The organism is Nesterenkonia lacusekhoensis (genome assembly GCF_017876395.1).
Classification (GTDB): domain Bacteria; phylum Actinomycetota; class Actinomycetes; order Actinomycetales; family Micrococcaceae; genus Nesterenkonia; species Nesterenkonia lacusekhoensis.
Window position 1 is genome coordinate 501,424 of record NZ_JAGINX010000001.1, and the last position, 24,367, is coordinate 525,790.

Consider the following 24,367-nt stretch of genomic DNA (forward strand, 5'->3'; position numbering starts at 1 on the left):
CAGTGCGGTGAAGAAGGGGTGCGGTCGGCGCTCTAGAGGTCGTGGCAGAACGCCGGCACGGACTCGAGCAGCTCGCCGGTCTGGTTGTCCACCAGGCAGGGCTCAAAGGTGAAGATCACCATGGTGCCCAGGACGATGACCACCGTGGAGCTGACGAAGAGGATGGACTTCAGCCACAGGCGGGTGGAGTCCTTCTCCGCGTAGTCGTTGATGATCGTGCGCATGCCGTTGGTGCCGTGCAGCATGGCCAGCCACAGCATGGTCAGGTCCCAGAACTGCCAGACGGGGTTGGCCCACTTGCCGGCCACGAAGCCGAAGTCGATCTGGTGGATGCCGTCGCCGACCATCAGGTTGACCCAGAGGTGGACGAAGATCAGCACCACCAGGGCCAGGCCGGAGACTCGCATGAAGACCCAGGTGGCCATCTCGAAGCTGCCGTTGGAGCCCTTGGTGCGGAGGTACTTGGGGTCGATCCGTCCGGAGCGCGGTGCCTCGATGCCCTGCGCGGGGAGGAGTGAGTCAGAGTTCGTCGTCGTCATGATTCGGTCATCCTCCCTGGACGAAGAGCATCAGGTGGCGGACGCTGAATGCGGCCATGGTCACGAACCACAGGGCCAGCACGGCCCAGAGCATCTGACGGTGGTAACGGGTTCCCTGCTTCCAGAAGTCCACCAGGATGATCCGCAGGCCGTTGAAGGCGTGGAAGACGATGGCGCCCACCAGGCCGATCTCGCCGACGATCATGATGGGGTTCTTATAGGCGCCGATGACGGCGTCATAGGCCTCCGGGGACACTCGCACGAGCGAAGTGTCCAGCACGTGGACCAGAAGGAAGAAGAAGATGCCGACTCCGGTGATCCGGTGCCCCACCCAGGACCACATTCCTTCGCGGCCTCTGTAGAGGGTGCCCCGGCCGGTCGGGGCGCTCTTTGTCTGCGTCACTGTGTACAAACCTCCCTGCATCGTCGCATGGCGTTCCGCGCCGCCTTGTCTTGGGTGCGTAGTCGATCGCGTTCGGCGGTGCGGGCGTGTGACGCCGGTGCGAGTGCGATCTCATACCAGGGTAAGGCACCGCCGTCAGTGACGTGGACCGCGTTCCTGCCCCGGACGCGTCGTTGCGCAGATCATGGTAGGCACAACTCGGCTCCAGGACCGAAACGACGCACAGAGCCGATGTTGTTCTACACGCGGTAGAAAATCGCAATGAATGTGAAACATGGAAAAGCCGTTCTCCGATGTCAGCTCAGTGCGCCCTGCCGTACCCTGGTGGAGTGACTCAAGCGCTCCCGAACTTCTACACCGTCATCCCTGCCGGTGGAGTGGGCACCAGGCTGTGGCCGCTCTCGCGCGCCAATGCGCCCAAGTTCCTCCACGACCTGACCGGTGCCGGAACGACTCTCATCCGTGGGACCTTCGAACGGCTGGCCCCGCTGACCGGGGACCGGGTGATGGTGGTGACCGGGGAGTCCCACCGGGATGCGGTCCGGGAGCAGATCCCGGAGCTCGCCGGGGGAGACCTGGTGCTGGAGCCCTCACCCAAAGACTCTGCGGCCGCCATCGGACTGGCCGCCGCCATCCTTCACCGTCGCGACCCCGAGATCATCATGGGATCCTTCGCCGCGGACCAGGTCATCGCTCCGGTGGACATCTTCCAGGAGGCGGTGAAGGAGGCCGCCGTCACCGCGGCCACCGGCAGGATCGTCACCATCGGCATCAAACCTACGACGCCGGCCACCGGCTTCGGCTACATCCGCCAGGGTGAGGCGCTGAGCATCGACGGCGCCCCGCATGCCTGCGAGGTGGCCGAGTTCGTGGAGAAGCCCGGGGAGCAGAAGGCTCAGGAGTACGTCGACGGCGGATCCCACCTGTGGAACGCCGGCATGTTCGTCGCTCCGGTGGGCCTGCTGCTGGAACATCTGAAGGCCAACGAACCACAGCTGCATGACGGCCTCGTGGAGATCGCCGCCGCCTGGGGCACCGAGCGGCAGCAGGAGGTGATGGCCCGGATCTGGCCCACCCTGCCCAAGACCGCCATCGACTACGCAGTCGCCGAGCCGGCCGCCGCGGCCGGCGACGTCGCCGTCATCCCCGGGCACTTCACCTGGGACGACGTCGGCGACTTCGCCGCCATCGCCCGGCTCAACCCAGCCGAGGACGAAGATCAGATGACCGTGCTGGGCGATTCCTCCCGGGTCTATTCGGACGAGTCCTCCGGTGTGGTCGTCTCCGAGACCGACCGTGTGGTGGCGCTGATCGGGGTCAGGGACATCGTGGTGGTGGACACCGACGACGCCCTGCTGGTCACCACCACCGACCACGCCCAGTCCGTGAAGCAGGCGGTGGAGGCGCTGCAGAAGAAGGGAGATTCTGATGTCCTCTGATGTCACCGAATCCGGTGTGACCGGCTCCGCGGTCACCGGTTCCGCTGCCACCGGTGCCGGTCCCGCGCTGATCTCCCGCGCCGCCGGCGTCGTCGACTCCCTCGGGGAGCGGCTGGTGGAGATCCGCCGCGAGCTGCACCAGCACCCTGAGCTCTCCTTCCAGGAGAAGGAGACGACCCGACGCCTGGTGGAATGGCTGCGCGAGGCGGGTCTGGAACCGCAGACCCTGCCCGAGACCACAGGCCTCTACGTGGACATCGGGCCGCAGGAGGCTCCGTTCGCAGCGGGCTTCCGCGGCGATATGGACGCACTGCCGCTCGATGAGGTCACCGACCTTCCGTACGCCTCCCAGAACCCCGGGGCGGCGCACGCCTGTGGTCATGACATCCACACCACCGTGATGATGGGCCTGGCGCTCACCTTGGACCACCTGCACCGTGAGGTCGGGCTGGAGAACCGCTACCGCGTGATCTTCCAGCCCGCCGAGGAGACCATGCCCGGCGGTGCCAAGGAGGTCGTCAGCCAGGGGCTGCTGACCCCGCTCCCGAGGATCTTCGCCCTGCACTGCGACCCCAAGCTCACGGTGGGCTCCGTCGGGACGCGCATCGGGGCCATCACCTCCGCCTCGGACCTGGTGCGGATCGACGTCAGCGGACGCGGCGGCCACACCTCACGGCCCCATCTGACCGAAGACGTGGTGGGCGCGCTGGGGCACCTGGCCACCACAGTGCCGGCCGTGTTGGCCCGGCGGATCGACGTGCGCAGCGGCGTCTCCCTGGTGTGGGGCACCATCCGCGCCGGAAACGCGGCCAATGCCATCCCTGCCGCCGGCACTCTCGCCGGGACCATGCGGATCCTGGACGCCGACGCGTGGAAGGAGGCCGGGGGAGTCCTCGCCCCCATCGTGGAGCAGGCCGCGAACTCCTATGGCGTGGACGTCCAGCTCGAACATGTGCGCGGAGTGCCCCCGGTCATCAACGACGAGACCGAGACCGCCCGCGTGGACACCGCCGCCAAGGAGATCCTGGGTTCGGGATGCCTGGCTCTGGCCGAACAGTCCATGGGCGGGGAGGACTTCGCCTGGATGACTCAGGAGATCCCCGGGTCCATGTTCCGCCTGGGCACCCGCACCCCGGACGGCCCTTCCTTCGACCTGCATCGCGGTGACTACGCTCCGGATGAGCGTGCCATCGGCGTCGGGGTCAAGGTGATGGCTGCTGTGGCGCTACGTTCTAGGATGAGTCCATGAGCGACGAGATCTCTTCCACCGGACCGGACACCGCCGGACTGAGCCTGACAGGAGCCATCGGCCTGGTCCCGCGGGTCCCTGAGGATGTGGACTGGGAACGGCTGACCACCCAGGCGCGCATCGCCATGACCAAGGCCTATGTGCCGTACTCGAAGTACCCGGTGGGCGCCGCCGCCCTGCTGGACAACGGCAGCGTGGTCTCCGGGTGCAACGTGGAGAACGCCTCCTACGGCGTCGGGCTCTGCGCCGAGTGCACGATGGTCGGTCAGCTCCAGATGAACGGCGGGGGTAAGATCGTCGCCTTCACCTGCGTCAACGGCGAGGGCGAGTACATCACCGCCTGCGGCCGCTGCCGTCAGCTGCTCAACGAATTCCGTGCCGAGACCATGTTCATCCTCACCGCCCAAGGTGTGGTGAGCATGGACGACTTCCTCCCCGAAGCCTTCGGCCCCCGCGACCTCGAGAAGTGAGAGCCTCCATGACCCCTTCGTCCGTCTCCGGCGCCGCCTTCGATCCCGGAGCCTTCAGCGCCACCGACCTGATCCGGACCAAGCGCGACGGCGGCCGCCTCAGCGACGCCGAGATCGACTGGATGATCGCCGCCTACACCGACGGCTATGTGGCCGATGAGCAGATGTCCGCCATGGCCATGGCGATCCTGCTGCGCGGCATGAGCCGCGAGGAGATCAGCCGCTGGACCGCCGCGATGATCGCCTCCGGCGAGACGATGGACTTCAGCTCCCTGAAGACCGCCGACGGCGCACGTCGGCTGACCGCCGATAAGCACTCCACCGGCGGCGTGGGGGACAAGATCACCCTCCCGCTGGCCCCGCTGGTGGCCAGCTACGGCGTGCCGGTCCCGCAGCTCTCCGGCCGTGGACTCGGCCACACCGGCGGCACGCTGGACAAGCTCGAGGCCATCCCCGGATGGCGCGCCTCGCTGACCAATGAGGAGATGCTCGCCCAGCTGGACTCCCTCTCCGCGGTGATCTGCGCGGCCGGAGCGGGCCTGGCCCCGGCGGACAAGAAGCTCTACGCACTGCGCGACGTCACCGGCACCGTCGAGGCGATCCCGCTGATCGCCTCCTCCATCATGTCCAAGAAGATCGCCGAGGGCACCGACGCCCTGGTCCTGGATGTGAAGACCGGGTCCGGTGCCTTCATGAAGACCCGCGAGGACTCGGAGGAGCTGGCCCGCACGATGGTGGCCCTGGGCACCGACGCCGGGGTGAACACCACGGCGCTGATCACGTCGATGGAGACGCCGCTGGGCCTGACCGCCGGCAACGGCATCGAAGTCGAGGAATCGCTGGAGGTGCTCGCCGGCGGCGGCCCCGCCGACGTCGTCGAGCTGACGGTGGAACTGGCGCGCGAGATGCTCGCCGGCGTCGGGGTCACCGATGTGGACCCCGCAGAGAACCTGCGCAACGGCCGTGCCATGGACTCCTGGAAGAAGATGATCGCGGCCCAGGGCGGAGATCCGCAGGCCCCGCTGCCGCAGGCCGCCCATTCCCACACGATCACCGCCGCGGTCGGCGGGACGGTGACCCGCCTGGACGCCATGTCCGTGGGCCTGGCCGCCTGGCGTCTGGGGGCGGGACGTGCGCGCAAGGAGGACACCGTCCAGGCCGGAGCGGGTGTGCGGATGCATGCCAAGCCGGGGGATCAGGTCGCCGCGGGTCAGCCGCTGTTCACCCTGCTCACCGATGATCAGGAGCGGATCGCCCGGGCTGAGGAAGCGCTGAACGGCGCCGTGGATGTGGACGTCTCCGGCGGACCCGCTGAGCTCCCGCCGCTGCTGCAGGGACGCATCACCGCTCAGGACCTCTGACCTGCCGACGGCAGAGGACTTATGCGCCTGATCGAATATTCCGACGCGCTCCAGGACCTGGTGGTCGAGGCCGCGTCCGGCTGGTGGACGCTGCTGGCGCTGTTCGGCTTCGTCACGGTCAACGGGTTCTTCCCGCCGCTGCCCTCCGACTCGCTGATCATCACGCTGGGCTCCGTCCAGGACGAGCCGGGCACCCCCTGGTGGCCCTGGGTGGTGCTGACCGCCGGAACCGCCGCGGTGCTCGGCGATCTGACCGCCTATCGGCTCGGTTCCCTCATCGGGCGCGGCATGCTGGAGGGGCGCGGCCGGTTCCGCTGGATGCGCCGGCCGACCATGCTCAAGACGCTCATGTGGGCCCGACATGAGCTGGACAAGCGCGGCGTCATGGTGATCTTCGTGGGCCGGTTCATCCCTGGGGCGCGGGTGGCGATCAACTTCGTGGCAGGCTCCACCGGCTATTCGCTGCCGCGGTTCCTGCTGATCGATGCCGCGGCCTCCCTCGCCTGGGCCGGATGGCTGATCGGGCTGGGGATCGCCGGTGACGCCATCTTCGGCAACACACTGATCGCCATGGCGCTGGGGATCGTCATGGCGGTGCTGCTGGGACTGCTCTGTGAGCGGCTGTTCAGCCTGCTGGCCCGCTGGCTGGACCGCAAGGGCGTTCCGCTGGACCCGGCGGGCTACCAGGACACCGCAGCCATCGATCTGCCCGCGCCCATCCATCTGAGGCGAAAGCGGCACACGGACGGGGAGAGCGATTAGGCTGGGAGCATGACTTCCACCGAAGCCGAAGATCGTACTGCTGCCGCAAAACTCGAAGAGCAGCTTCGCAACCTCCCCAAGGTCTCCCTCCACGATCACCTGGACGGATCCCTCCGCCCCGCCACTCTGGTGGAGCTCGCCGCTGAGATCGGCCACGAGCTGCCGAGCCAGGACCCGGAGGAGCTGGCCGAGACCTTCAGCCGCAACGCGAACTCCGGCTCCCTGGAGAAGTACCTGGAGGCATTCGCCCACACCACTGCGGTCATGCAGACCGCCGCCAACCTGCGCCGCGTGGCCAAGGAATACGTGGAGGACCTGGCCGCCGACGGCATCGTCTACGCCGAGGTCCGCTGGGCCCCCGAGCAGCACCAGGCCGAGGGCCTGAGCGTGGATGAGGCCGTGGAGGCCGTCCAGACCGGCCTGGAGGAGGGCATGTCCTCCGTGGAGGCTCAGGACGGGATCATCGTGGTCGGTCAGCTGATCTCCGCGATGCGCCAGTCCGACCGCGCCGATGAGATCGTCGAGGTCGCCCTGCGCCACCGCGACAAGGGCGTGCTCGGCTTCGACATCGCCGGCCCCGAGGCAGGCTTCCCGCCGTCGAAGTTCGCCGGCGCCTTCACCCGCCTGGCCGAGGAGATGCTGCCGACCACCGTCCATGCCGGAGAGGGCGACGGCGTCGACTCCATTCGCGATGCCCTGGTCTCCGGCCGTGCCCAGCGCCTGGGCCACGGCATCCGCGTGGCCGAGGACATCACCGTCACCGTGGGCGAGTCCTCGCGCAGCAAGACCGCCGAGGACGGCGAGGAGGAGCTGGTCGAGGTGGAGCTCGGTCCGGTGGCCCGCTGGGTCCGCGACCGCCAGATCCACCTGGAGGCCAGCCCGACGTCGAACCTCCAGACCGGTGCCGCCGACGGCTTCTCCGAGGGCGGCAAGGCGGCACTGGCCGACCACCCCTTCGACATGCTCTACCAGCTGGGCTTCAACATCGGGGTCAACACCGATAACCGCCTGGTCTCCGGCGTCACGCTCTCCTATGAGCTGGCCCAGATCGCGGTGACCTTCGACTACGGCCTGGCCGAGCTGGCCGACTTCCAGATCAACGCCCTGGAGTCCTCCTTCCTCGGCTACGAGGAGCGCGAGGCGCTGGCCGGCGTGATCCTCGAGGCCTGGAACGCCTGAGCACGAAAGCCTGAGATGACCACACCCCCTGAGGATCCCTTCGCCAAGCTGCAGTGGGTCATCGCCTCGCTGCGCGAACACTGCCCGTGGACCGCGCAGCTCACCCATGAGGCGCTGACCCCCTACTTGGCGGAGGAGTCCCAGGAGGTCATCGACGAGATCGAGGCCGGCATCCTCGGAGATCCGCTGCGCCGCGAGCTGGGGGATCTGCTGCTGCAGATCGTGCTGCACGCCCAGATCGCCTCCGAGCGCGGAGACTTCGACTTCGGCGGGGTGGCCGAGGCCATCACCGCCAAACTGATCCGCCGCAGCCCACACGTCTTCACCCCTGAGGGCGAGCTCTCGCCCACCCAGGCGAGCCTGGAGGAGATCGACGCCGCCTGGCAGCGGATCAAACAGCAGGAGAAGTCTGAGGAAGCTGCGGGTGAGCAGGGCCGATCCTGACCCATTCCGTCGACTAGGCTGGTGCCTAAGTCAACGGGGACTCTTCATCTATCCATGACATAAGGAGCATCAATGTCTCTGATCGCCAGTGTGTACGGCCGCGAGATCCTCGATTCCCGCGGCAACCCCACCGTGGAGGTGGACGTCCTCCTCGACGACGGCAGCTTCGGCCAGGCCGCCGTGCCCTCCGGCGCCTCCACCGGTGCTTTCGAGGCCGTGGAGCGCCGCGACGGCGATAAGGGCCGCTACCTGGGCAAGGGCGTCACCGGCGCGGTCTCCGCCGTCAACGACGTCATCGCCCCCGCCCTGGAGGGCCAGGACGCCACCGAGCAGCGCGTGATCGACCAGATCCTGCTCGACCTCGACGGCACCGAGAACAAGGGCTCCCTGGGCGCGAACGCCATCCTGGGCGTCTCCCTGGCTGTGGCCAAGGCCGCCGCGGATGCCTCGGACCTGTCCCTGTACAAGTACCTGGGCGGGCCCAACGCTCACCTGCTGCCCGTGCCGATGATGAACATCCTCAACGGCGGCTCCCACGCGGACTCCAACGTGGACATCCAGGAGTTCATGATCGCGCCCATCGGTGCGGCCACCTTCTCCGAGGCGCTGCGCGCCGGCGTCGAGGTCTACCACGCGCTGAAGTCGCTGCTGAAGGAGAAGGGCCTGGCCACCGGCCTGGGCGACGAGGGCGGCTTCGCTCCCGACCTGTCCTCCAACCGCGAGGCGCTGGACCTCATCACCGAGGCCATCACGCGTGCCGGATACACCCCGGGCAAGGATGTGGCGCTGGCGCTCGACGTCGCCGCCAGCGAGTTCTACGCCGAGGGTGCCTACACCTTCGAGGGCGAGCAGAAGACCCCCGAGCAGATGAGCGCCTACTACAAGGAGCTCGTGGAGGCCTACCCGCTGGTCTCCATCGAGGACCCGCTGGATGAGGACGACTGGTCCGGCTGGAAGACCCTGACCGAGACCATCGGCGAGAAGGTCCAGCTGGTCGGCGACGACCTGTTCGTGACCAACCCGGACCGCCTGGGCAAGGGCATCGAGAACGACACCGCCAACTCGCTGCTGGTGAAGGTCAACCAGATCGGCTCCCTGACGGAGACCTTCGACGCGATCTCTCTGGCGCAGCGCAACCGCTACACCACGATGATCTCCCACCGCTCCGGCGAGACCGAGGACACCACCATCTCGGACATCGCGGTGGCCACCAACGCCGGCCAGATCAAGACCGGTGCGCCGGCCCGCTCCGAGCGTGTGGCCAAGTACAACCAGCTGCTGCGCATCGAGGAGGAGCTCGGCGACGCCGCGGCCTACGCAGGGGCGAGCGCCTTCCCGCGCTTCCGCGCCTGAACTGATTGACCCCCTCTCCGGATTCGAGCGGGGTTTCGGCCCTTATGACGCCCAGATGCGTCTCACAAGGGCTGAAACCCCGCTCGAATCATGGGGGAGGCGGAGTTTTTGAGACTTCCGCGCTCTGGCGGACAATAGGAGGGTGACCACAGCCCCCGCAGAGACCAGTACGACGTCGGCCGCGCTCCTGCCTGCCCTGACACTGGGCCCCATCACGGTGAAGACCCCCGTGGTGCTGGCCCCCATGGCTGGCATCACCAACACTGCCTTCCGCCGCCTCTGCCGCGAATACGGCGGCGGCCTCTACGTCAATGAGATGGTGACCGCCCGGGCGCTCGTCGAACGGCGCCCGGAGTCGCTGCGGATCATCAGGCACGAGCCGGACGAGGTGCCGCGCTCCGTGCAGCTCTACTCTGTGGACCCGGTCACCACCGGTCATGCCGTGCGGATGCTGGTCGAGGAGGATCGGGCGGACCATATCGACCTGAACTTCGGCTGCCCGGTTCCCAAGGTCACCCGCAAGGGCGGGGGATCGGCGCTGCCCTGGAAGATCCGGCTCTTCGAATCCATCGTGGCCACTGCGGTGCGCGAAGCCTCGAAGAACGACATCCCGGTGACCGTGAAGATGCGCAAGGGCATCGACGAGGACCACCTGACCTATATCGAGGCTGGCAAGATCGCGCGGGACTCCGGCGTCGCCGCCGTGGCGCTGCACGGCCGCACCGCCCGCCAGCACTACTCGGGTCAGGCCGACTGGTCGGCCATCGCAGCGCTGCGCGACTCGCTGCCCGACATCCCGGTCCTCGGCAACGGTGACATCTGGTCGGCTGAGGATGCGGTGCGCATGGTGGAGCAGACCGGCGTCGACGGCGTCGTCGTCGGGCGCGGCTGCCAGGGGCGGCCGTGGCTCTTCGGTGACCTGCAGGCGGCCTTCGAAGGCCGTGATGACCGGCACCGTCCGGATCTGCCGATGGTCATCCAGACGCTGCTGACCCACGCGCAGATGCTGATCCCGTACTTCGACGGAGACGAGCGCAAGGCCATGCAGGACATCCGCAAGCATGTCGCCTGGTACTTCAAGGGCTATCCGATCGGCGGAGCGCTGCGCTCACAGCTGGTCACAGTGGAGAGCCTGGCCCAGCTCGAGGACCTCCTGGGACAGTTGGACCAGTCGATCAGCTACCCGGGGGAGCCCGCCGAGGGTCCGCGCGGCCGTGCCGGATCGCCGAAGAAGGTCCACCTGCCGGAGGACTGGCTGGAGTCTCAGGAGCTCAACGAGGAACAGCGCGAGATGATCCAGGCCGCCGAAGTCGACACCTCCGGCGGCTGATCCGGCCTGCGCCTGCGGTGCGCCGTCATGTCTCCGATAGGCTGGAGCGGTGAGCACTGAGAACGTCGAGCGACTGGAGGGGGACTACGCGGCCCTCAAACCCGGCTACACCGAGGCCGATGAGGAGCGCTGGCTCCCTGAGCATGGGAAATCCGTGTACCGCTCCAGCTTTGAGCGCGATCGCGCCCGGCTGCTGCACTCCTCCTCGCTGCGGCGTCTGGGTGCGAAGACTCAGGTGGTCTCACCGGACATCGACGACTTCTCCCGCACCCGGCTGACCCACTCGCTGGAGGTCGCCCAGGTGGGCCGGGAGCTGGGCCGCCTGCTGGGCTGCGACCCCGACGTCGTCGACGGCGCATGCCTGTCCCACGATCTCGGGCACCCGCCGTTCGGGCACAACGGGGAGACGGTGCTCAACGAGCTGGCCGCCGACTGTGGGGGTTTCGAAGGCAACGCCCAGACCCTGCGCATCCTCACCAAGCTGGAGACCAAACGGTTCCACCCCGACGGCCGCTCCGCCGGACTGAACCTGACCCGCGCCTCCCTGGACGCGGCGGTGAAGTACCCGTGGCGCTCGCACGAGGCACCGCTGAAGGGCGACGGCACCCGCAGCCAGAAGTTCGGCGCCTATGAGGACGACCTCGAGGTCTTCCATTGGCTGCGCAGCGGGATCGAGGGCCGGCGAAAGTCCATGGAGGCCCAGGTCATGGATGCCGCCGATGACATCGCCTACTCCGTCCACGACGTGGAGGACGGGATCGTCAGCGGGCGTTTCCAGCTGACCCTGCTGGACAACGCGGTCCAGCGCGCTCGGGTCATCCAGACCACCCAGGAGTGGTACCTGCCGGACACCCCGGAGGATGAGATCGAAGAGGCGCTGACGCGGCTCGCCGCCGATGAGCACTGGGTGCGCGAATCGGACGGGTCCCGGCGGGCGCTGGCCGCGCTGAAGAACATGACCAGCCAGTTCATCGGCCGCTTCTGCGATGCGATCTACCGTGCCACGCGCGAGGCCCACGGTGACCATCCGCTGGTCCGTCACGAGGCGGATCTGGTGGTCCCGCGCGAGACGCTGGTGGAGATCTCCCTGATGAAGGGGATCGCGGCGAACTACATCATGGCCTCACGCGAGCAGATGCCGGTCTACATGCGTCAGCGCGAGGTCATCGAAGGGCTGCACAGCCTGCTGATCGAGACCGGGGACCGCTTCCTGGATCCGCAGTTCCAGGCGGACTTCCGCGATGCTCAGGACGAGTCCGGCCGCCACCGCGCGATCATCGACCAGATCGCCTCCATGACCGACGGCGCCTGCCTGGAGTGGTACGCCACCCTGGTCCACGGCAAACCGGTGGTCAACCGGCTGTTCTCCTGAGGCGGGGCGGATCGTCCGAGCCGATCGTCCAGGCTGGGTGCCGCCCCCCGCGGATCACTTCCCGATGTCGCCGGTGGTGACCTCGAAGGCGGCGAAGAGCTGTTCGGCGTCGACGAACAGATTCAGATCCGGCTCACCGGCGCCCATGGCGATGCGCCCGGTGATGGATTCATCGGCGTAGATCGGCAGCTGGTTGCGCAGCCCGAAGGGGTTGATGGTGCCCGGCATGTAGCCGCTGGCCTCGAAGCCCTCCTCGGGTGAGGCCATGGACATCTTCTTCATGCCGGCCAGCCGGCGCAGCTTGGCCCAGTCCACGGCTTTGTCACCGGGGATCAGTGCGATGACGTAGCTGTACTCGGTGGTGGTCTGGGTGAGTTTGGCCTTGGCGACCAGCGTCTTGACGATGTTCCGCGGCTCGACGCCCAGGTTCGCAGCGGCCTCCGGCAGCGACGACGCCGGCCCCCGGTCCACGAACTCGATCTCCACTCCGCGCGCCGCAGCGTCGGCGCGCACCCGCTCACGGCCGGTCAGTTCGATGCTCATGAGCAGAAGCCTACCGAGAACCCCACCCTCGTTTTACCAACCACTTCTCGGAAAACCCCTGCAGATACGGTCAGGTAAAGCGAGAAAGGCTTGGTAAAACGAGGGTGCCCCGACCTGTGGAGAGCCGGAGCGCCGATTTGGTCTCTCGGAGTAGATTTGTAGCTGTGGCAGGACTGATCAAGCGCGAAGACATCGACGCCGTACGTGAGCGTGCCGATCTGCGTGAAGTGGTCGAACAGTACGTCACCCTCAAGGGCGCGGGGATCGGCAGCTGGAAGGGTCTGTGCCCCTTCCACGACGAACGCACCCCCAGCTTCCACATCCGCCCCCAGGTCGGCACCTATCACTGCTTCGGCTGCGGCGAGTCCGGTGACGTCATCGCCTTCCTGATGGCCATGGACCACACCAGCTTCCAGGAGACGGTCGAACGGCTGGCCGGCAAGTACGGGATCGAGCTGCGCTACGAGGACGGCGGCAGAGGCCCGGACAAGGAAGAGATCGGCCGGCGCCAGCGCCTGCTGGACGCCCATAAGATCGCCGATGAGTTCTACCGCGCCGCGCTGCTCTCCGCCGAGGCGCAGACGGCCCGTGAGTTCCTCACCGAACGCGGCTTCACCCGTGAGCATGCCGAGAAGTTCGACGTCGGCTATGCCCCCAAGGGCTGGGACAACCTGCTCAACCATCTGCGCAGCAGAGGCTTCCGTGACGACGAGCTCAAGCTCACCGGAATGTTCTCCGAGGGCGGGCGCGGCATCTATGACCGCTTCCGCGGCCGACTGATGTGGCCCATCCGAGACATGACCGGCAACACGGTGGGCTTCGGCGGACGTCGCCTCTACGAGGACGACAAGGGCCCCAAGTACCTGAACTCCCCAGAGACCCACATCTATAAGAAGTCGCAGGTCCTCTACGGGATCGAGCACGCCAAGCGGAACATCGCCAAGCAGCGCCAGCTGGTGGTCGTCGAGGGCTACACTGATGTCATGGCCTGCCATGTGGCCGGAGTGGAGACTGCGGTGGCCACCTGCGGCACCGCCTTCGGCGAGGGCCACGTGAAGGTGGCTCGGCGCCTGCTCTCCGACGACGGCGGCGGAGGAGAGGTCATCTTCACCTTCGACGGCGACGATGCCGGCCAGCAGGCTGCGCTTAAGGCCTTCAAAGAGGACCACATGTTCCTGGCCAAGACCTTCATCGCTGTGGGGCCTGAGGGCATGGACCCCTGCGATGTGCGCCAGCACCGCGGTGACGACGCCGTCAAGGAGCTCATCGGGACCAAGACGCCTCTGTTCGAGTTCGCCATCCGCGCCAAGCTCCGAGACTTCGACCTGAACACCATCGAGGGCCGGGTCCAGGCGCTGCGGGCCACTGCGCCCATCGTCGGCGGCATCAAGGACCCCGCGCTGCGTCCGGCGTATACGCGTGAGCTGGCCGGCTGGCTCGGAGCGGAGATGGACGACGTCGTGCGCGCGGTGGAGTCTGCTCGGCGTCGCGGCCTGCAGCCCGGCGCCGAGCCTGATCCTCGGTCCGGCCGCCAGGGGGAGCCCTCGGCCCAGGAGCAGAACGGCGGCTCAGGAGGCCACGGCAGTCAGGGACCTCTCGGCGGCCAGGGACCGTCCCGCGATCCGGCCGAGCCGGGGATGCCCGCCATGCCACAGTTCCAGCGGCCCGACACCCGCGACCCGGCAGTGATGATGGAGCGCCAGGCGCTGGAGGTCATTCTGCAGCACCCCACGCGGCTCACCGCCGAACAGTGGGAGGAGATCTTCACGGTCCGCTTCACCGCCCCGGCCCATCAGGCCATCCACGACGGCATCCGAGTGGCGGCGGCCCAGGCCTCGGATCCGCGGAACTGGGTGCAGAACGTCCGCGACGAGGTCCCCGAGCCCATCCGTTCGCTGGTCTCCGAGCTGGCCGTGGTCACGCTGCCCACCCGCACGGAGGAGGATCTGGAGAACTACTGCCAGTCCATCCTCAACCGCCTGGTGGAGCTGAAGATCACCCATCAGAAGGCCAACCTCATCGGTCGGTTGCAGCGGATGAACCCTGCGGAGAACCCTGAGGAGCACCGGGCGCTGAACGCTGAGCTGATGGAGCTGGAGCGTCGGCGTCGGGCGCTGCGCGGTGACGACTGAGCCCGCCCTCCATGACGCGGATCACTCGCCGCGTCGCTGATCTTGGTAGTCTCTGAGGTCGACAAGGCGTGACGATGGGGTCACGTGAGGACCTCATGAGCATCTTGTTCTGTGGAGGAGAATCGCATGACCCATGAAGCTGCCGTCACCGGCTCACACACCCGCTCTGCTGCGATGCACGAGATCCCCGAGGAGATGCGGCACGACGTCGGGCTCCTCGGCGAGCTGCTGGGCCAGGTGCTCAACGAGTACGGCTCGGAGGGCCTGCTCCAGGACGTGGAGAAGCTGCGTGAGCTCACCATCTCAGCGCTGGATGATCCCGACGGCGACGCGCTGGCCGCAGCGGAGGAGCTGGTCGACTCCTTCTCCGCCTACCGAGCCCGCGAAGTCGCCCGCGCCTTCACCTGCTACTTCCTGCTGGCCAACCTCGCTGAGGAGCAGCACCGGGTGCGCACGCTGCGCTCCCGCGACGGCGAGGTGCCGCTGACCGAACAGAAGCCGTCCGACTCGGTCGCCTCGGCGCTCGCCCACCTCTCTGAGGAGGTCGGTCAGCGCGAGGCCGAGCGCCGCCTCAAGGAGCTGCGGTTCCAGCCGGTGCTCACCGCCCACCCCACCGAGGCGCGGCGCAACGCCATCACCGCCTCGGTCCGGCGCATCGGCGAGCTGCTCGACGAGCGGGACGACCCTCGGATGGGCACCGGTGCTCGTGCCAAGAACCGCCGGGAGATGCTCGAAGAGATCGACAACATGTGGCGCACTGCCCAGCTGCGCGTCTCCAGCCCCTCACCGCTGGACGAGGTCCGGACTGCCCTGGGCCACTTCGACAACTCCTTCTCCAAGACCTTCACCCAGGCCTACCGCCGTATGGATGACTGGCTGCAGGGCGAGGGCAGCGGCGCCGGTGCTCCCAAGGCTCCGGCCTTCATCCGCCTGGGATCCTGGATCGCCGGGGACCGCGACGGCAACCCCAACGTCACCGCCTCCATCACCCGCCAGGCCGTGGCCCAGGCCGCAGACCGCGTCCTCTCCGAGCTGGAGACCCGATCCCGCGGCGTCGGGCTCTCCCTGACCCTCGACGAGCGCTACACCCCGCCGAACGAGAAGCTCACCGCGCTGTGGAACCGCTACCGGCAGCTCTCCGAGGAGCTCACGACGACGGCGGCCGAGCACTCTCCTCGGGAGCCCCACCGTCAGGTCATGCTCGCCATCGCCGGGCGGGTGGAGGCCACCCGCCAGCGCGACGCCGACCTCGCCTACGCGGTGCCCCAGGAGCTCATCGAGGACCTGAAGATCGTCCAGACCTCCCTGGCCGAGGCCGGAGCGCTGCGTGCGGCCTACGGGGACCTGCAGGAGCTGATCTGGCAGGTGGAGACCTTCGGCTTCCACCTGGCCGAGCTGGAGGTCCGGCAGCACTCGGCGGTGCACAGCCAGACGCTGGAGTGGCTTGAGGACCCGGAGGGCTATGAGGCCGCGGGCAAGAAGATGGCCGTGCCGGGGGAGGAGGTCCTGGAGACCTTCCGGGCCATCGCCTCGGTCCAGCAGCGCTACGGCATCGACGCCGCCCGCCGCTACATCGTCTCCTTCACTCAGTCCGCGCAGAACCTCGCCGATGTCTACACCCTGGCGGAGAAGGCCCTCGGCGGCCCGGAGAACGTCCCGGTGCTGGACGTCATCCCGCTTTTCGAGACCTACGACGATCTGCAGAACGCCCCGCGCATCCTGGACGAGATCCTCCAGAACCCGCACCTGCAGGCTCGTCTGGAGCAGACCGGGCGGCGCATGGAGGTCATGCTCGGCTACTCGGACTCCTCCAAGGACGTCGGCCCGGTGGCGGCCACGCTGGCCCTCTACGAGGCGCAGGAGAAGATCGCCGCCTGGGCCATCGAGAACGAGATCACCCTGACTCAGTTCCACGGCCGCGGCGGCGCTCTGGGCCGCGGCGGCGGGCCGGCCAATCGCGCCATCATGGCCCAGCCCCCGCATTCGGTGGACCTGCGGTTCAAGGTCACCGAGCAGGGCGAGGTCATCTCGGCCCGCTATGGGAATCCGGAGATCGCCCTGCGCCATATCGAGCAGGTCGCCGCGGCCACGCTGATGGCCTCGGCGCCGTCGACGGAGAAGCGTAATGCTGAGGCCGCCCGGCGCTTCGCCGATCTGGCCCGGACGATGGACGACGTCTCCCGCGAGCGCTTCCACGGACTGGTGGGTGCTGAGGGCTTCGCTCCGTGGTTCGCCCAGGTCACCCCGCAGGATGAGGTCGGGCTGCTGGCCATCGGCTCCCGCCCGGCCAAGCGCGGACTGTCCGTCGAGTCGTTGGAAGACCTGCGCGCAATCCCGTGGAACTTCGCGTGGGGCCAGGCCCGGATCAACCTGACCGGCTGGTACGGCCTGGGCACTGCGCTGGAAGCCGTCGGGGATGTGGAGCTGCTGCGCTCGGCCTACGCCGAGTGGCCTCTGTTCCGCGCTCTGATCGACAACATCGAGATGTCCCTGGCCAAGACCGACCGGCGCATCGCCGAGCGCTACCTGGCGCTGGGCGACCGCGAGGACCTCTCCGCCCTGGTGCTCGAGGAGCTGGAGCTGACCACCAAATGGGTGCTGCTGATCACCGACCAGCAGCGCCTGCTCGAGGAGCATCGCGTGCTCGGCCGTGCGGTGCAGCTGCGCAATCCGTACGTAGATGCGCTCTCGCTGCTCCAGCTGCGTGCCCTGCGCACGCTGCGCTCCGGTGAGACCTCCGAGGAGAAGGCGCTCGACGACGCCCGCAACCTGCTGCTGATCTCGCTCAAGGGTGTTGCCGCCGGCCTGCAGAACACCGGCTGAGCGGACGCAGCTGGGCGATCTGCGGCGCTCTGCGCAGTCGCGGCACAAACCCGGTGCCGCTTCCTGCGCATCTCTGGCAGCTCATCCCATCTGCCTCCGCTCAGGCTCAGCCGAAGGCGGAGATCCCGGTGATCTCACGTCCGGCGATCAGCAGATTGATGCCGTAGCTGCCCTCATAGGCGTGGACGGCCTCGATGTCTGCGGCCACTTTGGCGATCTCATGGCTGCTGAGGATCCCGTTGCCGCCCAGCACCTCCCGCGCGAGGGAGGCGGACTCTCTGGCCAGCCGGGTCAGGGTGGACTTCGCCAGGCTGGCGCGCAGCATGGTCAGCCGGTCCTCGGCCTGGAGCCTGGTCACCTCGCCCATGAACGCCGTGGAGACGCCCATGTTCCCGGCCACCTGGGCCAGAGCTGACTGGACTAGCTGGAAGGAGCCGATGGGCCGGCCGAACTGGTCGCGCTCGGCCGCGTAGCTGCGCGCGATGTCGAAGAGTGCCTGCTGAGCGCCCACCGCCTGCCAGCCCACCCAGGCTCGGGAGTCCCGCAGGGCGGCATGGACGGCGGAGAAGCTGGTGGCACCGGCCAACAGGGCCGACTCCGGGACCCGGAGGTCCAGGTCCACTTCGGCGTTCTGCATGATCCGCAGACCGGTCTTCTGCCGGATCCCTTCCGCGCGGTAGCCGGGCACATCTGTGGGGACCAGGAAGCCCTTGATCTGGTCATCGGCGGTGTCCCGCGCCCAGACCAGTGCGAGGTCCGCGACGGCGCCCATCCCGATCCAACGCTTCTTCCCCTGCAGGTGCCACTGACCGTCCTGCAGCGAGGCTGTGGTGGCCAACCCGCGGGCGATGTCGGAGCCGTGGTCAGGCTCCGTCAGGCAGAACGCCCCGAGGGTCTCCAGGCGGCGCAGCCCCGGCAGCCAGGCGGCGCGCTGCTGGGGCGAACCCAGGCTGTCGGTCAGTCCCACCAGCAGTTCGTTATGGATGCCGACCAGCGTGGACAGGGACAGGTCAGCCCGGGCCAAGGCCGCGTGGGCCAGCCCTTGGAACAGCGCGGAGGATCCGTCCACGGAGATCTCGCCCAGGCCGAGCCGTCCCAGCTCGGTGAGCAGCTGGCGCGGCAGCTGCTCACGGTTCCACGGTTCGATGGACTCCGGGCGGATGCGCCGCTGGGCGAAGTCCTCGAGGGCCTGAAGCCGCCGTCGCTCGCCCTCGTCGAGGTGGCGGGCGAGGTCCAGCAGATCGGGGTGTTCGTCACCGCTGTGGAGCTGGTCGGCGATCGCCCGGTCCGGGCTGGTTCGGCTCGGCGCGGCCCGGTCTGGGGACGCGGAGTATCCGGGTGTGGTCGGCGTCGTCATCGGTGCTGCCTCCTGCCGCTGGGCGGGGACGGTTCCCCGAAGGGCTGTCCGCCGCCGGATCTGCCTCTCGCCTCTATAGTGGCATGGATCACAGTGATGCGCGTTCTGTTGGGGCTCAGGGTGCGACGGGCCTGATCTGTCCATGGGGGTGGGGCCGCTGTAGCCTGGGCTCCTATAGTCTGACGTGAGGCCGATCACGCCTGAGGAGGAGCATCTATGGATCTGAGCACTGCCAGCGCCGTGGTCACCGGTGGGGCCTCCGGGCTGGGGCGTGCCACAGCGGCAGCCCTCATCGAGGCCGGTGCCCATGTGGTGGTCGTGGACCTTCCCGACGCCGCAGGTCGTTCCGAGGCCGGCAGCCCCGGTGAAGGGTTCCCAGCCGGTCCGCGCGCCGACGCCGTCGCCGCTCTGGGGGAGCGCGCCACCTTCCTCCCCGGAGATGTCACCGACCCGCAGGTTCTGCGTCGTGCCGCCCAGCAGGCGCAGACCAAGGCACCGCTGCGGGTTGCAGTCAGCTGTGCCGGCATCGCGACTCCCGGCAAGCTGCTGGGGCGTGAAGGTCCGCTGCCGGCCGAACAGTTCATGAAGGTCTTGGCGGTGAACACCGGAGGCACTGTCAACCTGATGACTGCGGCCGCGGGGGTCATGAGGCAGAACGAGCCCTGTGGAGGTGAGGGTGGTGACCGAGGCGTCCTCATCAACACCGCCTCCGTGGCAGCCTTCGATGGGCAGATCGGTCAGATCTCCTACGCGGCCTCGAAGGGTGCCGTGGCCTCGCTGACGCTGCCGGCGGCCCGGGAGCTTTCGCGCGATGCCATCCGTGTGATGACGATCGCGCCGGGACTCTTCGAGACTCCGATGATGGACGGCCTGCCGGAAGCCGCTCGGGAGTCTCTGCGCGCCAAGACTCTGCACCCGCCCCGCCTGGGCCGGCCGGAGGACTATGCCCGGACCGTGCTGCAGATCCTGGAGAACCCGATGCTCAACGGAGAGACCATCCGACTGGACGGGGCGGTGCGGCTGGATCCGAAATAGGACGGCCCCGCAGGGCCAGAACAGGACGGTACCGCAGGCTCAGGATGACATGGGCTGGCGGTCCGGGGCAGCCTCCTGGTTGACGCGTGAGTGAACTCCGTTCAGCACGGGGTGCCCTAGTGTTGCGCACACACTAGGCTTATGAGCATGAATCCTTCAGCTGCCCCTGCTATTGAGACGCGCGGCTTGGTCAAGACCTTCGGTGAGAACACTGCTGTCGACGGCATCGACCTGACCATCCCGCGCGGCGGGATCTACGGTGTGCTGGGCCCCAACGGCGCTGGCAAGACCACCGCGATCCGTATGCTCGCCACCCTGCTGCGCCCGGATGCGGGTGAGGCCCGGGTGCTGGGCCACGATGTCTTCGCCGAGCCCAAGACCATCCGCGAGAAGATCGCCCTGACCGGCCAGTTCGCGTCCCTGGACGAGGACCTCACGGGGATCGAGAACCTGATCCTGCTGGGCCGACTCCTCGGCTTCTCCAAGTCCGCGGCCCGGCGTCGCGGCTTGGATCTGCTGGAAGCCTTCGGGCTCTCCGAGGCCGCCGGTCGTCAGGTCAAGAAGTTCTCCGGCGGTATGCGCCGCCGTCTGGACATCGCCGGTTCACTGATCGTGACCCCGGAGCTGATGTTCCTGGATGAGCCCACCACGGGCATCGACCCTCGCTCGCGGAACCAGGTCTGGGACATCATCCGGACCCTGGTGGACGGCGGGACCACTATCCTGCTGACCACCCAGTACCTGGAGGAGGCTGATCAGCTGGCCGACCGGCTGGCTGTGATCGATCATGGCAAGGTCATCGCCGAAGGCACGCCCGGCCAGCTCAAGGCTCAGGTCGGCTCCGGCGCGCTGAAGGTGCGCGTCATCGACCCCGCCGATCGGGAGAGGGCCGCCGAGGTCCTGAGCGTGGCGCTGGGCACCGAGATCGCTCGCGAGAAGGACAGTGCCGCGCTGAGCGCCAGGCTGGGCGCCTCCGAGGGGGCCTCAGCCGGACTGGCCGCCCTGGAGGACGCCGGCATCGGCGTCGAGACCTTCGCCCTGGGCCAGCCGAGCCTGGACGAGGTCTTCCTCGCCCTGACCGGCAAGCCTGCAGAAGACAACGTCGCCGAAGACGCGGCCGCCGAGTTCGAGACTGAGGAGGCCTCCGCATGAGCGCCCAGACCACAGAGCGGCCGGGCCGCGGCCCGACCGCCGCAGAATCCCAGAAGGTGCTCGGTGTCCTGCTGAGCGAGGACGAGCGCCCGACGCCGTCCAACGCCTTCAGCGCCTCCATCACCTTCGGGTGGCGCGCGATGCTGAAGATCAAGCACATCCCCACCCAGCTCTTCGACGTGACGATCTTCCCCATCATCATGACGGTGATGTTCACCTACATCTTCGGCGGAGCCATGGGTGCGGTGGTCTCCGGGACCGGTCAGACCGGCGGGGTGGCCATCAGCGAGTATGTCCAGTTCTTCATCCCGGGCATCTTCGTGCAGACGCTGATCATGATCACGATGTACACCGGGATGACCCTGAACAAGGACATCTCCAAGGGCATCTTCGACCGTTTCCGCTCCCTGCCGACCTGGCGTCCCGCTCAGCTGGTGGGTGCGCTGCTCGGTGACCAGGTCCGCTACGCCCTGGCCGGCGTGATCATCCTGGGTGTGGGCTTCATCGTGGGCTTCCGTCCCGAGGGCGGGCTGGCCGGAGCGGCAGCTGGCTTCGTCCTGCTGCTGGTCTTCAGCTTCTGCCTCTCCTGGGTGTGGACCACCATCTCGCTGCTGCTGCCCACTGAGGAGGCAGTGATGGGTGTGTCCATGACCATCATGATGCCGCTGACCTTCGCCTCGAACATCTTTGTGCCCACAGAGACCATGCCGGACTGGCTGCAGTCTGTGGTCGACCACAACCCGGTCTCAGTGGTGGTCACGGCCATCCGCGAGCTGATGGACGGGGTCTACGACCTCGGCAGCATGATCACAGTGCTGATCTATTGCGCTGTGCTGGTCGCCGTCTTCGCGCCGATCTCGATGGTGCTGTACAACCGCAAGAGCTGATTCCGTGGACCCAGAGTGCCTCACAGCATTCTGCGATCAGGCGGAAGTGTTCTTGGAACCAGAGAGGGCGGCCCCTCCAGCCGGTGAGGCTGAGGGGCCGCCCTCTCTGGTTCTCCGCTGCACGATCAGATGACCCGCGCGGCGGAGAGGCTGATCACTTGATGAAGCGGATGTTGAACGGGTACCGGAACGGCCGCCGGTTATAGGCCGCGACAGCGCCCAGGATGCCGAAGATCAGGGCGATGACGAAGATCAGCGGCACGATGATGAAGCCGATCAGGATGATCATGGTGGCGTAGCCGGTGGGGGTCCGGGGGAGTGCCGCGGCCCTCAGGTGGCTGTGACATGGTTTCCTCCTCTGTGTGATCCTGATGCTTCAGGACGGTGCTGTGAGCGATGTCCTGTGGCCAGTGTACTGACTGCTTTTGCATGCGCAAAAGATTGAGGTGTTTCGGATGAAGCTGTTGGACCAGGTCGACGATGAGCTCGCCGCGCTGGCACAGGATGCCAGACATGTGGCCGTGCTCTCCGGGGCAGGCATCAGTGCCGAATCCGGGGTCCCCACCTTCCGCGAAGTCCAGACCGGGCTCTGGGAGCGGTTCTCCGCCGAAGACCTGGCCACGCCGGAGGCCTTCGAGGAGGACCCCGCGTTGGTCTGGACCTGGTACCGCTGGCGCCAGTCGCTGGTCCAGGCCGTGGAACCCAACCCCGGTCACCTGGCCCTGGCTCAGTGGCAGAAGCGCCTGGCTCAGGCCGGCGGGAGCCTGGCGATCTCCACGCAGAACGTCGATGACCTCCACGAGCGTGCCGGAGCCGAGGTTCTGGCCCATCTGCATGGAAACATCGCCGCTCACCGCTGTACAGACTGCGACGCCGTCGCTGAGCTGCCGGCGCCGGGATACGACGGCTTCGAAGCACCTCCCGAGGCGGAGGATCCACCCTCCTGCGAGCACTGCACCACCGGCCTGATCCGTCCGGACATCGTCTGGTTCGGCGAGGCGCTGCCCATGGAGGCCTTCGAAGCGACGATGGCCGCCATCCGCGCGGCGGACCTGGTGCTGGTCGTCGGGACCTCCGGCATCGTCCAGCCCGCGGCCGGGCTGCCGCTGCTGGCCCTGGAGCGCGGCACGCCCCTGGTGGAGGTCAACCCGCAGGAGACCGAGCTCAGTGAGACCATGGACTTCGTCCTCCGTGGCCCCTCCGGCCAGATGCTTCCCACCCTGCTGGAGAGAATCTCTTGACCCTTCTCGAAGCCGTGCTCCTGGGCGCGATCCAGGGCCTCTTCATGTTCATCCCGGTGAGCTCCTCGAGCCACCTCGTGCTCACCCAGAACTGGCTCGCCGACGCTGGCTCCCCGCTGCCCTCTCCGGACACCCCGGAGATGATCCTGTTCAACCTGATCGTCCACCTGGGCACCATGGTCTCCGTGGTGGTGGTCATGTGGCGGCCGCTGCAGAAGCTGATCAGCGGAACCGTCCGTGAGCTGAAGCTCTTCGCCCGGCGTCGGACGCTTCGCCACCTCATCCACCTGCGACTGGTCCTGCTGGGCGTGGTGACCACCGGCGTCACCGGTGTGTTGGGCCTGTTGGTGCGGGCCTACGGCACCGACGCGTTCGCAGCTCCCTGGTTGGTGGCGTTGCTGCTGCTGATCACCGGCGCCATCCTGTGGTGGTCCGACTCGGTGAAGACCACCTGGCGCGGTGCCGCGCAGATGACCCTGTGGGTGGCTGTGCTGATCGGCCTGGCTCAGGCGGCCGCACTGTTCCCGGGGCTCAGCCGCTCCGGGCTCACGATCGCGATGGCACTGGCGCTGGGCATGCACCGCAGGATCGCCGCTCAGTTCAGCTTCTTCGTGGCCATTCCGACCATCGTCGCGGCCACCGGTGTGCAGTCTCTGGATCTGCTCACCCATCAGGGCGGGTTCTTCATCAGCTGGCAGGCCTACACCATGGCGTTCGTGGTCTCGGCGGTCATCGGTGCGGGCGCACTCTGGATGGTGCTGCGCCTGCTCTATAAGGGCTATTTCCGCATCTTCGCCGTCTACGTGGTGGCCCTGGCGGCATTCGTGCTGATCTATCAGCCCACCTTCGATGAGGACGCGGCGGTCGATCAGGTGCCGGTGGAGGAGGAGCAGGGCGCCCGGGACGCTGCGGCCGATAGGGTGGCAGAGTGATGTGGCTCTACCTGGCGGCGCTGGCGATCCTCGGAGTGATCGTCCTGCTGCTCATGGGCAGATGGGAGGGGGTCGCCGCCCCAGAGGAGGAGAGCGGCGCTGCGCTGCAGGATTTCGCGCACCAGGACCTCTCGGCGGGTGCGATCACACCGGAGCACCTGGAGGAGGTCCGCTTCGACTCGGCGCTGCGCGGCTATCGGATGGATCAGGTGGACGCCCTCTTGGACGCGCTGGCCCAGCAGCTGCGCGAGACGCGGGCCGAGACCCGCACTGAGGACGTTCAGGACGCCCGCTCAGAGCGCTCGGAGGGGCCTCATCCTGAGGCTGATGAGGGGCCTCGCAACGACCCTCGATAGTCACATCA

At 67.7% G+C, this 24,367-nt stretch carries 23 protein-coding genes; 18 read left to right on the forward strand and 5 right to left on the reverse strand.

Annotated features, from left to right (window positions below; all coding sequences use genetic code 11):
* Positions 1 to 32 precede the first annotated feature (32 nt).
* Positions 33 to 539: a succinate dehydrogenase hydrophobic membrane anchor subunit gene (locus JOF45_RS02455; RefSeq protein ID WP_210047664.1), complete on the reverse strand. Its 507-nt coding sequence runs from the start codon at positions 537 to 539 to the stop codon at positions 33 to 35.
* A 7-nt stretch (positions 540 to 546) separates the two neighbouring features.
* A complete protein-coding gene (gene sdhC / locus JOF45_RS02460; protein ID WP_210047666.1) occupies positions 547 to 963 on the reverse strand; it encodes a succinate dehydrogenase, cytochrome b556 subunit in 417 nt (138 codons plus the stop codon).
* Between the two features lie 308 nt (positions 964 to 1,271).
* Here sdhC and JOF45_RS02465 point away from each other — a divergent pair, with 308 nt between their 5' ends.
* From JOF45_RS02465 to JOF45_RS02510, 10 genes are all read left to right on the forward strand, one after another.
* Positions 1,272 to 2,381: a mannose-1-phosphate guanylyltransferase gene (locus JOF45_RS02465; RefSeq protein WP_342591370.1), complete on the forward strand. Its 1,110-nt coding sequence runs from the start codon at positions 1,272 to 1,274 to the stop codon at positions 2,379 to 2,381.
* Entirely contained in the window at positions 2,371 to 3,630 is a 1,260-nt protein-coding gene (locus JOF45_RS02470) for an amidohydrolase (RefSeq protein WP_210047669.1), read from the forward strand. Before JOF45_RS02465 ends, JOF45_RS02470 begins: the two co-directional genes overlap by 11 nt.
* Positions 3,627 to 4,100 carry a cytidine deaminase gene (locus JOF45_RS02475; protein ID WP_210047672.1) on the forward strand — a complete coding sequence of 158 codons (474 nt, stop codon included), beginning with the start codon at positions 3,627 to 3,629 and terminating at the stop codon, positions 4,098 to 4,100. The genes JOF45_RS02470 and JOF45_RS02475 overlap by 4 nt, the downstream gene beginning before the upstream one ends.
* 8 nt (positions 4,101 to 4,108) lie before the next feature.
* Entirely contained in the window at positions 4,109 to 5,461 is a 1,353-nt protein-coding gene (locus JOF45_RS02480; protein WP_210047678.1) for a thymidine phosphorylase, read from the forward strand.
* Between the two features lie 21 nt (positions 5,462 to 5,482).
* Positions 5,483 to 6,223 (forward strand): DedA family protein, encoded by a 741-nt coding sequence (locus JOF45_RS02485; RefSeq protein ID WP_210047679.1) that lies wholly within the window; start codon positions 5,483 to 5,485, stop codon positions 6,221 to 6,223.
* A 9-nt stretch (positions 6,224 to 6,232) separates the two neighbouring features.
* Entirely contained in the window at positions 6,233 to 7,402 is a 1,170-nt protein-coding gene (locus JOF45_RS02490) for an adenosine deaminase (RefSeq protein WP_210047680.1), read from the forward strand.
* 15 nt (positions 7,403 to 7,417) lie between these two features.
* The gene (locus JOF45_RS02495; RefSeq protein WP_210047681.1) at positions 7,418 to 7,846 is read left to right on the forward strand and encodes a MazG nucleotide pyrophosphohydrolase domain-containing protein; all 429 of its coding nucleotides are present in this window, start codon (positions 7,418 to 7,420) and stop codon (positions 7,844 to 7,846) included.
* Positions 7,847 to 7,918: 72 nt separating this feature from the next.
* On the forward strand, positions 7,919 to 9,199 hold the full coding sequence (gene eno / locus JOF45_RS02500; RefSeq protein ID WP_210047682.1) for a phosphopyruvate hydratase: 1,281 nt from the start codon (positions 7,919 to 7,921) through the stop codon (positions 9,197 to 9,199).
* A 142-nt stretch (positions 9,200 to 9,341) separates the two neighbouring features.
* Entirely contained in the window at positions 9,342 to 10,529 is a 1,188-nt protein-coding gene (gene dusB / locus JOF45_RS02505; protein ID WP_342591371.1) for a tRNA dihydrouridine synthase DusB, read from the forward strand.
* Between the two features lie 49 nt (positions 10,530 to 10,578).
* Positions 10,579 to 11,901 carry a deoxyguanosinetriphosphate triphosphohydrolase gene (locus JOF45_RS02510; RefSeq protein WP_378579123.1) on the forward strand — a complete coding sequence of 441 codons (1,323 nt, stop codon included), beginning with the start codon at positions 10,579 to 10,581 and terminating at the stop codon, positions 11,899 to 11,901.
* Positions 11,902 to 11,955: 54 nt separating this feature from the next.
* Here the strand turns inward: JOF45_RS02510 and JOF45_RS02515 are convergent, their stop codons facing one another.
* Positions 11,956 to 12,444, reverse strand: a complete 489-nt coding sequence (locus tag JOF45_RS02515) for an aminoacyl-tRNA deacylase (protein ID WP_210047684.1) — start codon at positions 12,442 to 12,444, stop codon at positions 11,956 to 11,958.
* A gap of 164 nt (positions 12,445 to 12,608) precedes the next feature.
* Between JOF45_RS02515 and dnaG the strand changes: the two genes are divergently transcribed.
* The gene (gene dnaG, locus JOF45_RS02520; RefSeq protein ID WP_210047686.1) at positions 12,609 to 14,576 is read left to right on the forward strand and encodes a DNA primase; all 1,968 of its coding nucleotides are present in this window, start codon (positions 12,609 to 12,611) and stop codon (positions 14,574 to 14,576) included.
* 126 nt (positions 14,577 to 14,702) lie between these two features.
* Positions 14,703 to 17,399, forward strand: a complete 2,697-nt coding sequence (locus tag JOF45_RS02525; protein ID WP_210047688.1) for a phosphoenolpyruvate carboxylase — start codon at positions 14,703 to 14,705, stop codon at positions 17,397 to 17,399.
* A 106-nt stretch (positions 17,400 to 17,505) separates the two neighbouring features.
* On the opposite strand, the gene JOF45_RS02530 is transcribed toward JOF45_RS02525, so the two are convergent.
* Entirely contained in the window at positions 17,506 to 18,756 is a 1,251-nt protein-coding gene (locus JOF45_RS02530; protein WP_210047689.1) for an acyl-CoA dehydrogenase family protein, read from the reverse strand.
* 216 nt (positions 18,757 to 18,972) lie between these two features.
* Here JOF45_RS02530 and JOF45_RS02535 point away from each other — a divergent pair, with 216 nt between their 5' ends.
* The 3 genes from JOF45_RS02535 (at position 18,973) to JOF45_RS02545 (ending at position 21,830) form a co-directional block, all read left to right on the forward strand.
* The gene (locus tag JOF45_RS02535; RefSeq protein ID WP_210047694.1) at positions 18,973 to 19,791 is read left to right on the forward strand and encodes an SDR family NAD(P)-dependent oxidoreductase; all 819 of its coding nucleotides are present in this window, start codon (positions 18,973 to 18,975) and stop codon (positions 19,789 to 19,791) included.
* A gap of 147 nt (positions 19,792 to 19,938) precedes the next feature.
* Positions 19,939 to 20,943 (forward strand): ATP-binding cassette domain-containing protein, encoded by a 1,005-nt coding sequence (locus tag JOF45_RS02540; protein WP_210047697.1) that lies wholly within the window; start codon positions 19,939 to 19,941, stop codon positions 20,941 to 20,943.
* Positions 20,940 to 21,830 carry an ABC transporter permease gene (locus JOF45_RS02545; RefSeq protein ID WP_210047700.1) on the forward strand — a complete coding sequence of 297 codons (891 nt, stop codon included), beginning with the start codon at positions 20,940 to 20,942 and terminating at the stop codon, positions 21,828 to 21,830. The genes JOF45_RS02540 and JOF45_RS02545 overlap by 4 nt, the downstream gene beginning before the upstream one ends.
* Before the next feature lie 154 nt (positions 21,831 to 21,984).
* Here the strand turns inward: JOF45_RS02545 and JOF45_RS02550 are convergent, their stop codons facing one another.
* On the reverse strand, positions 21,985 to 22,119 hold the full coding sequence (locus JOF45_RS02550) for a magnetosome magnetite crystal formation protein family (RefSeq protein WP_210047702.1): 135 nt from the start codon (positions 22,117 to 22,119) through the stop codon (positions 21,985 to 21,987).
* 166 nt (positions 22,120 to 22,285) lie between these two features.
* Between JOF45_RS02550 and JOF45_RS02555 the strand changes: the two genes are divergently transcribed.
* The 3 genes from JOF45_RS02555 to JOF45_RS02565 are packed head-to-tail and all read left to right on the forward strand — an operon-like array spanning position 22,286 to position 24,359.
* The gene (locus tag JOF45_RS02555; RefSeq protein WP_210047705.1) at positions 22,286 to 23,071 is read left to right on the forward strand and encodes an SIR2 family NAD-dependent protein deacylase; all 786 of its coding nucleotides are present in this window, start codon (positions 22,286 to 22,288) and stop codon (positions 23,069 to 23,071) included.
* A complete protein-coding gene (locus tag JOF45_RS02560; RefSeq protein ID WP_210047706.1) occupies positions 23,068 to 24,003 on the forward strand; it encodes an undecaprenyl-diphosphate phosphatase in 936 nt (311 codons plus the stop codon). The genes JOF45_RS02555 and JOF45_RS02560 overlap by 4 nt, the downstream gene beginning before the upstream one ends.
* The gene (locus JOF45_RS02565; protein WP_210051254.1) at positions 24,003 to 24,359 is read left to right on the forward strand and encodes a DivIVA domain-containing protein; all 357 of its coding nucleotides are present in this window, start codon (positions 24,003 to 24,005) and stop codon (positions 24,357 to 24,359) included. The genes JOF45_RS02560 and JOF45_RS02565 overlap by 1 nt, the downstream gene beginning before the upstream one ends.
* The last annotated feature ends 8 nt before the right edge of the window (positions 24,360 to 24,367 follow it).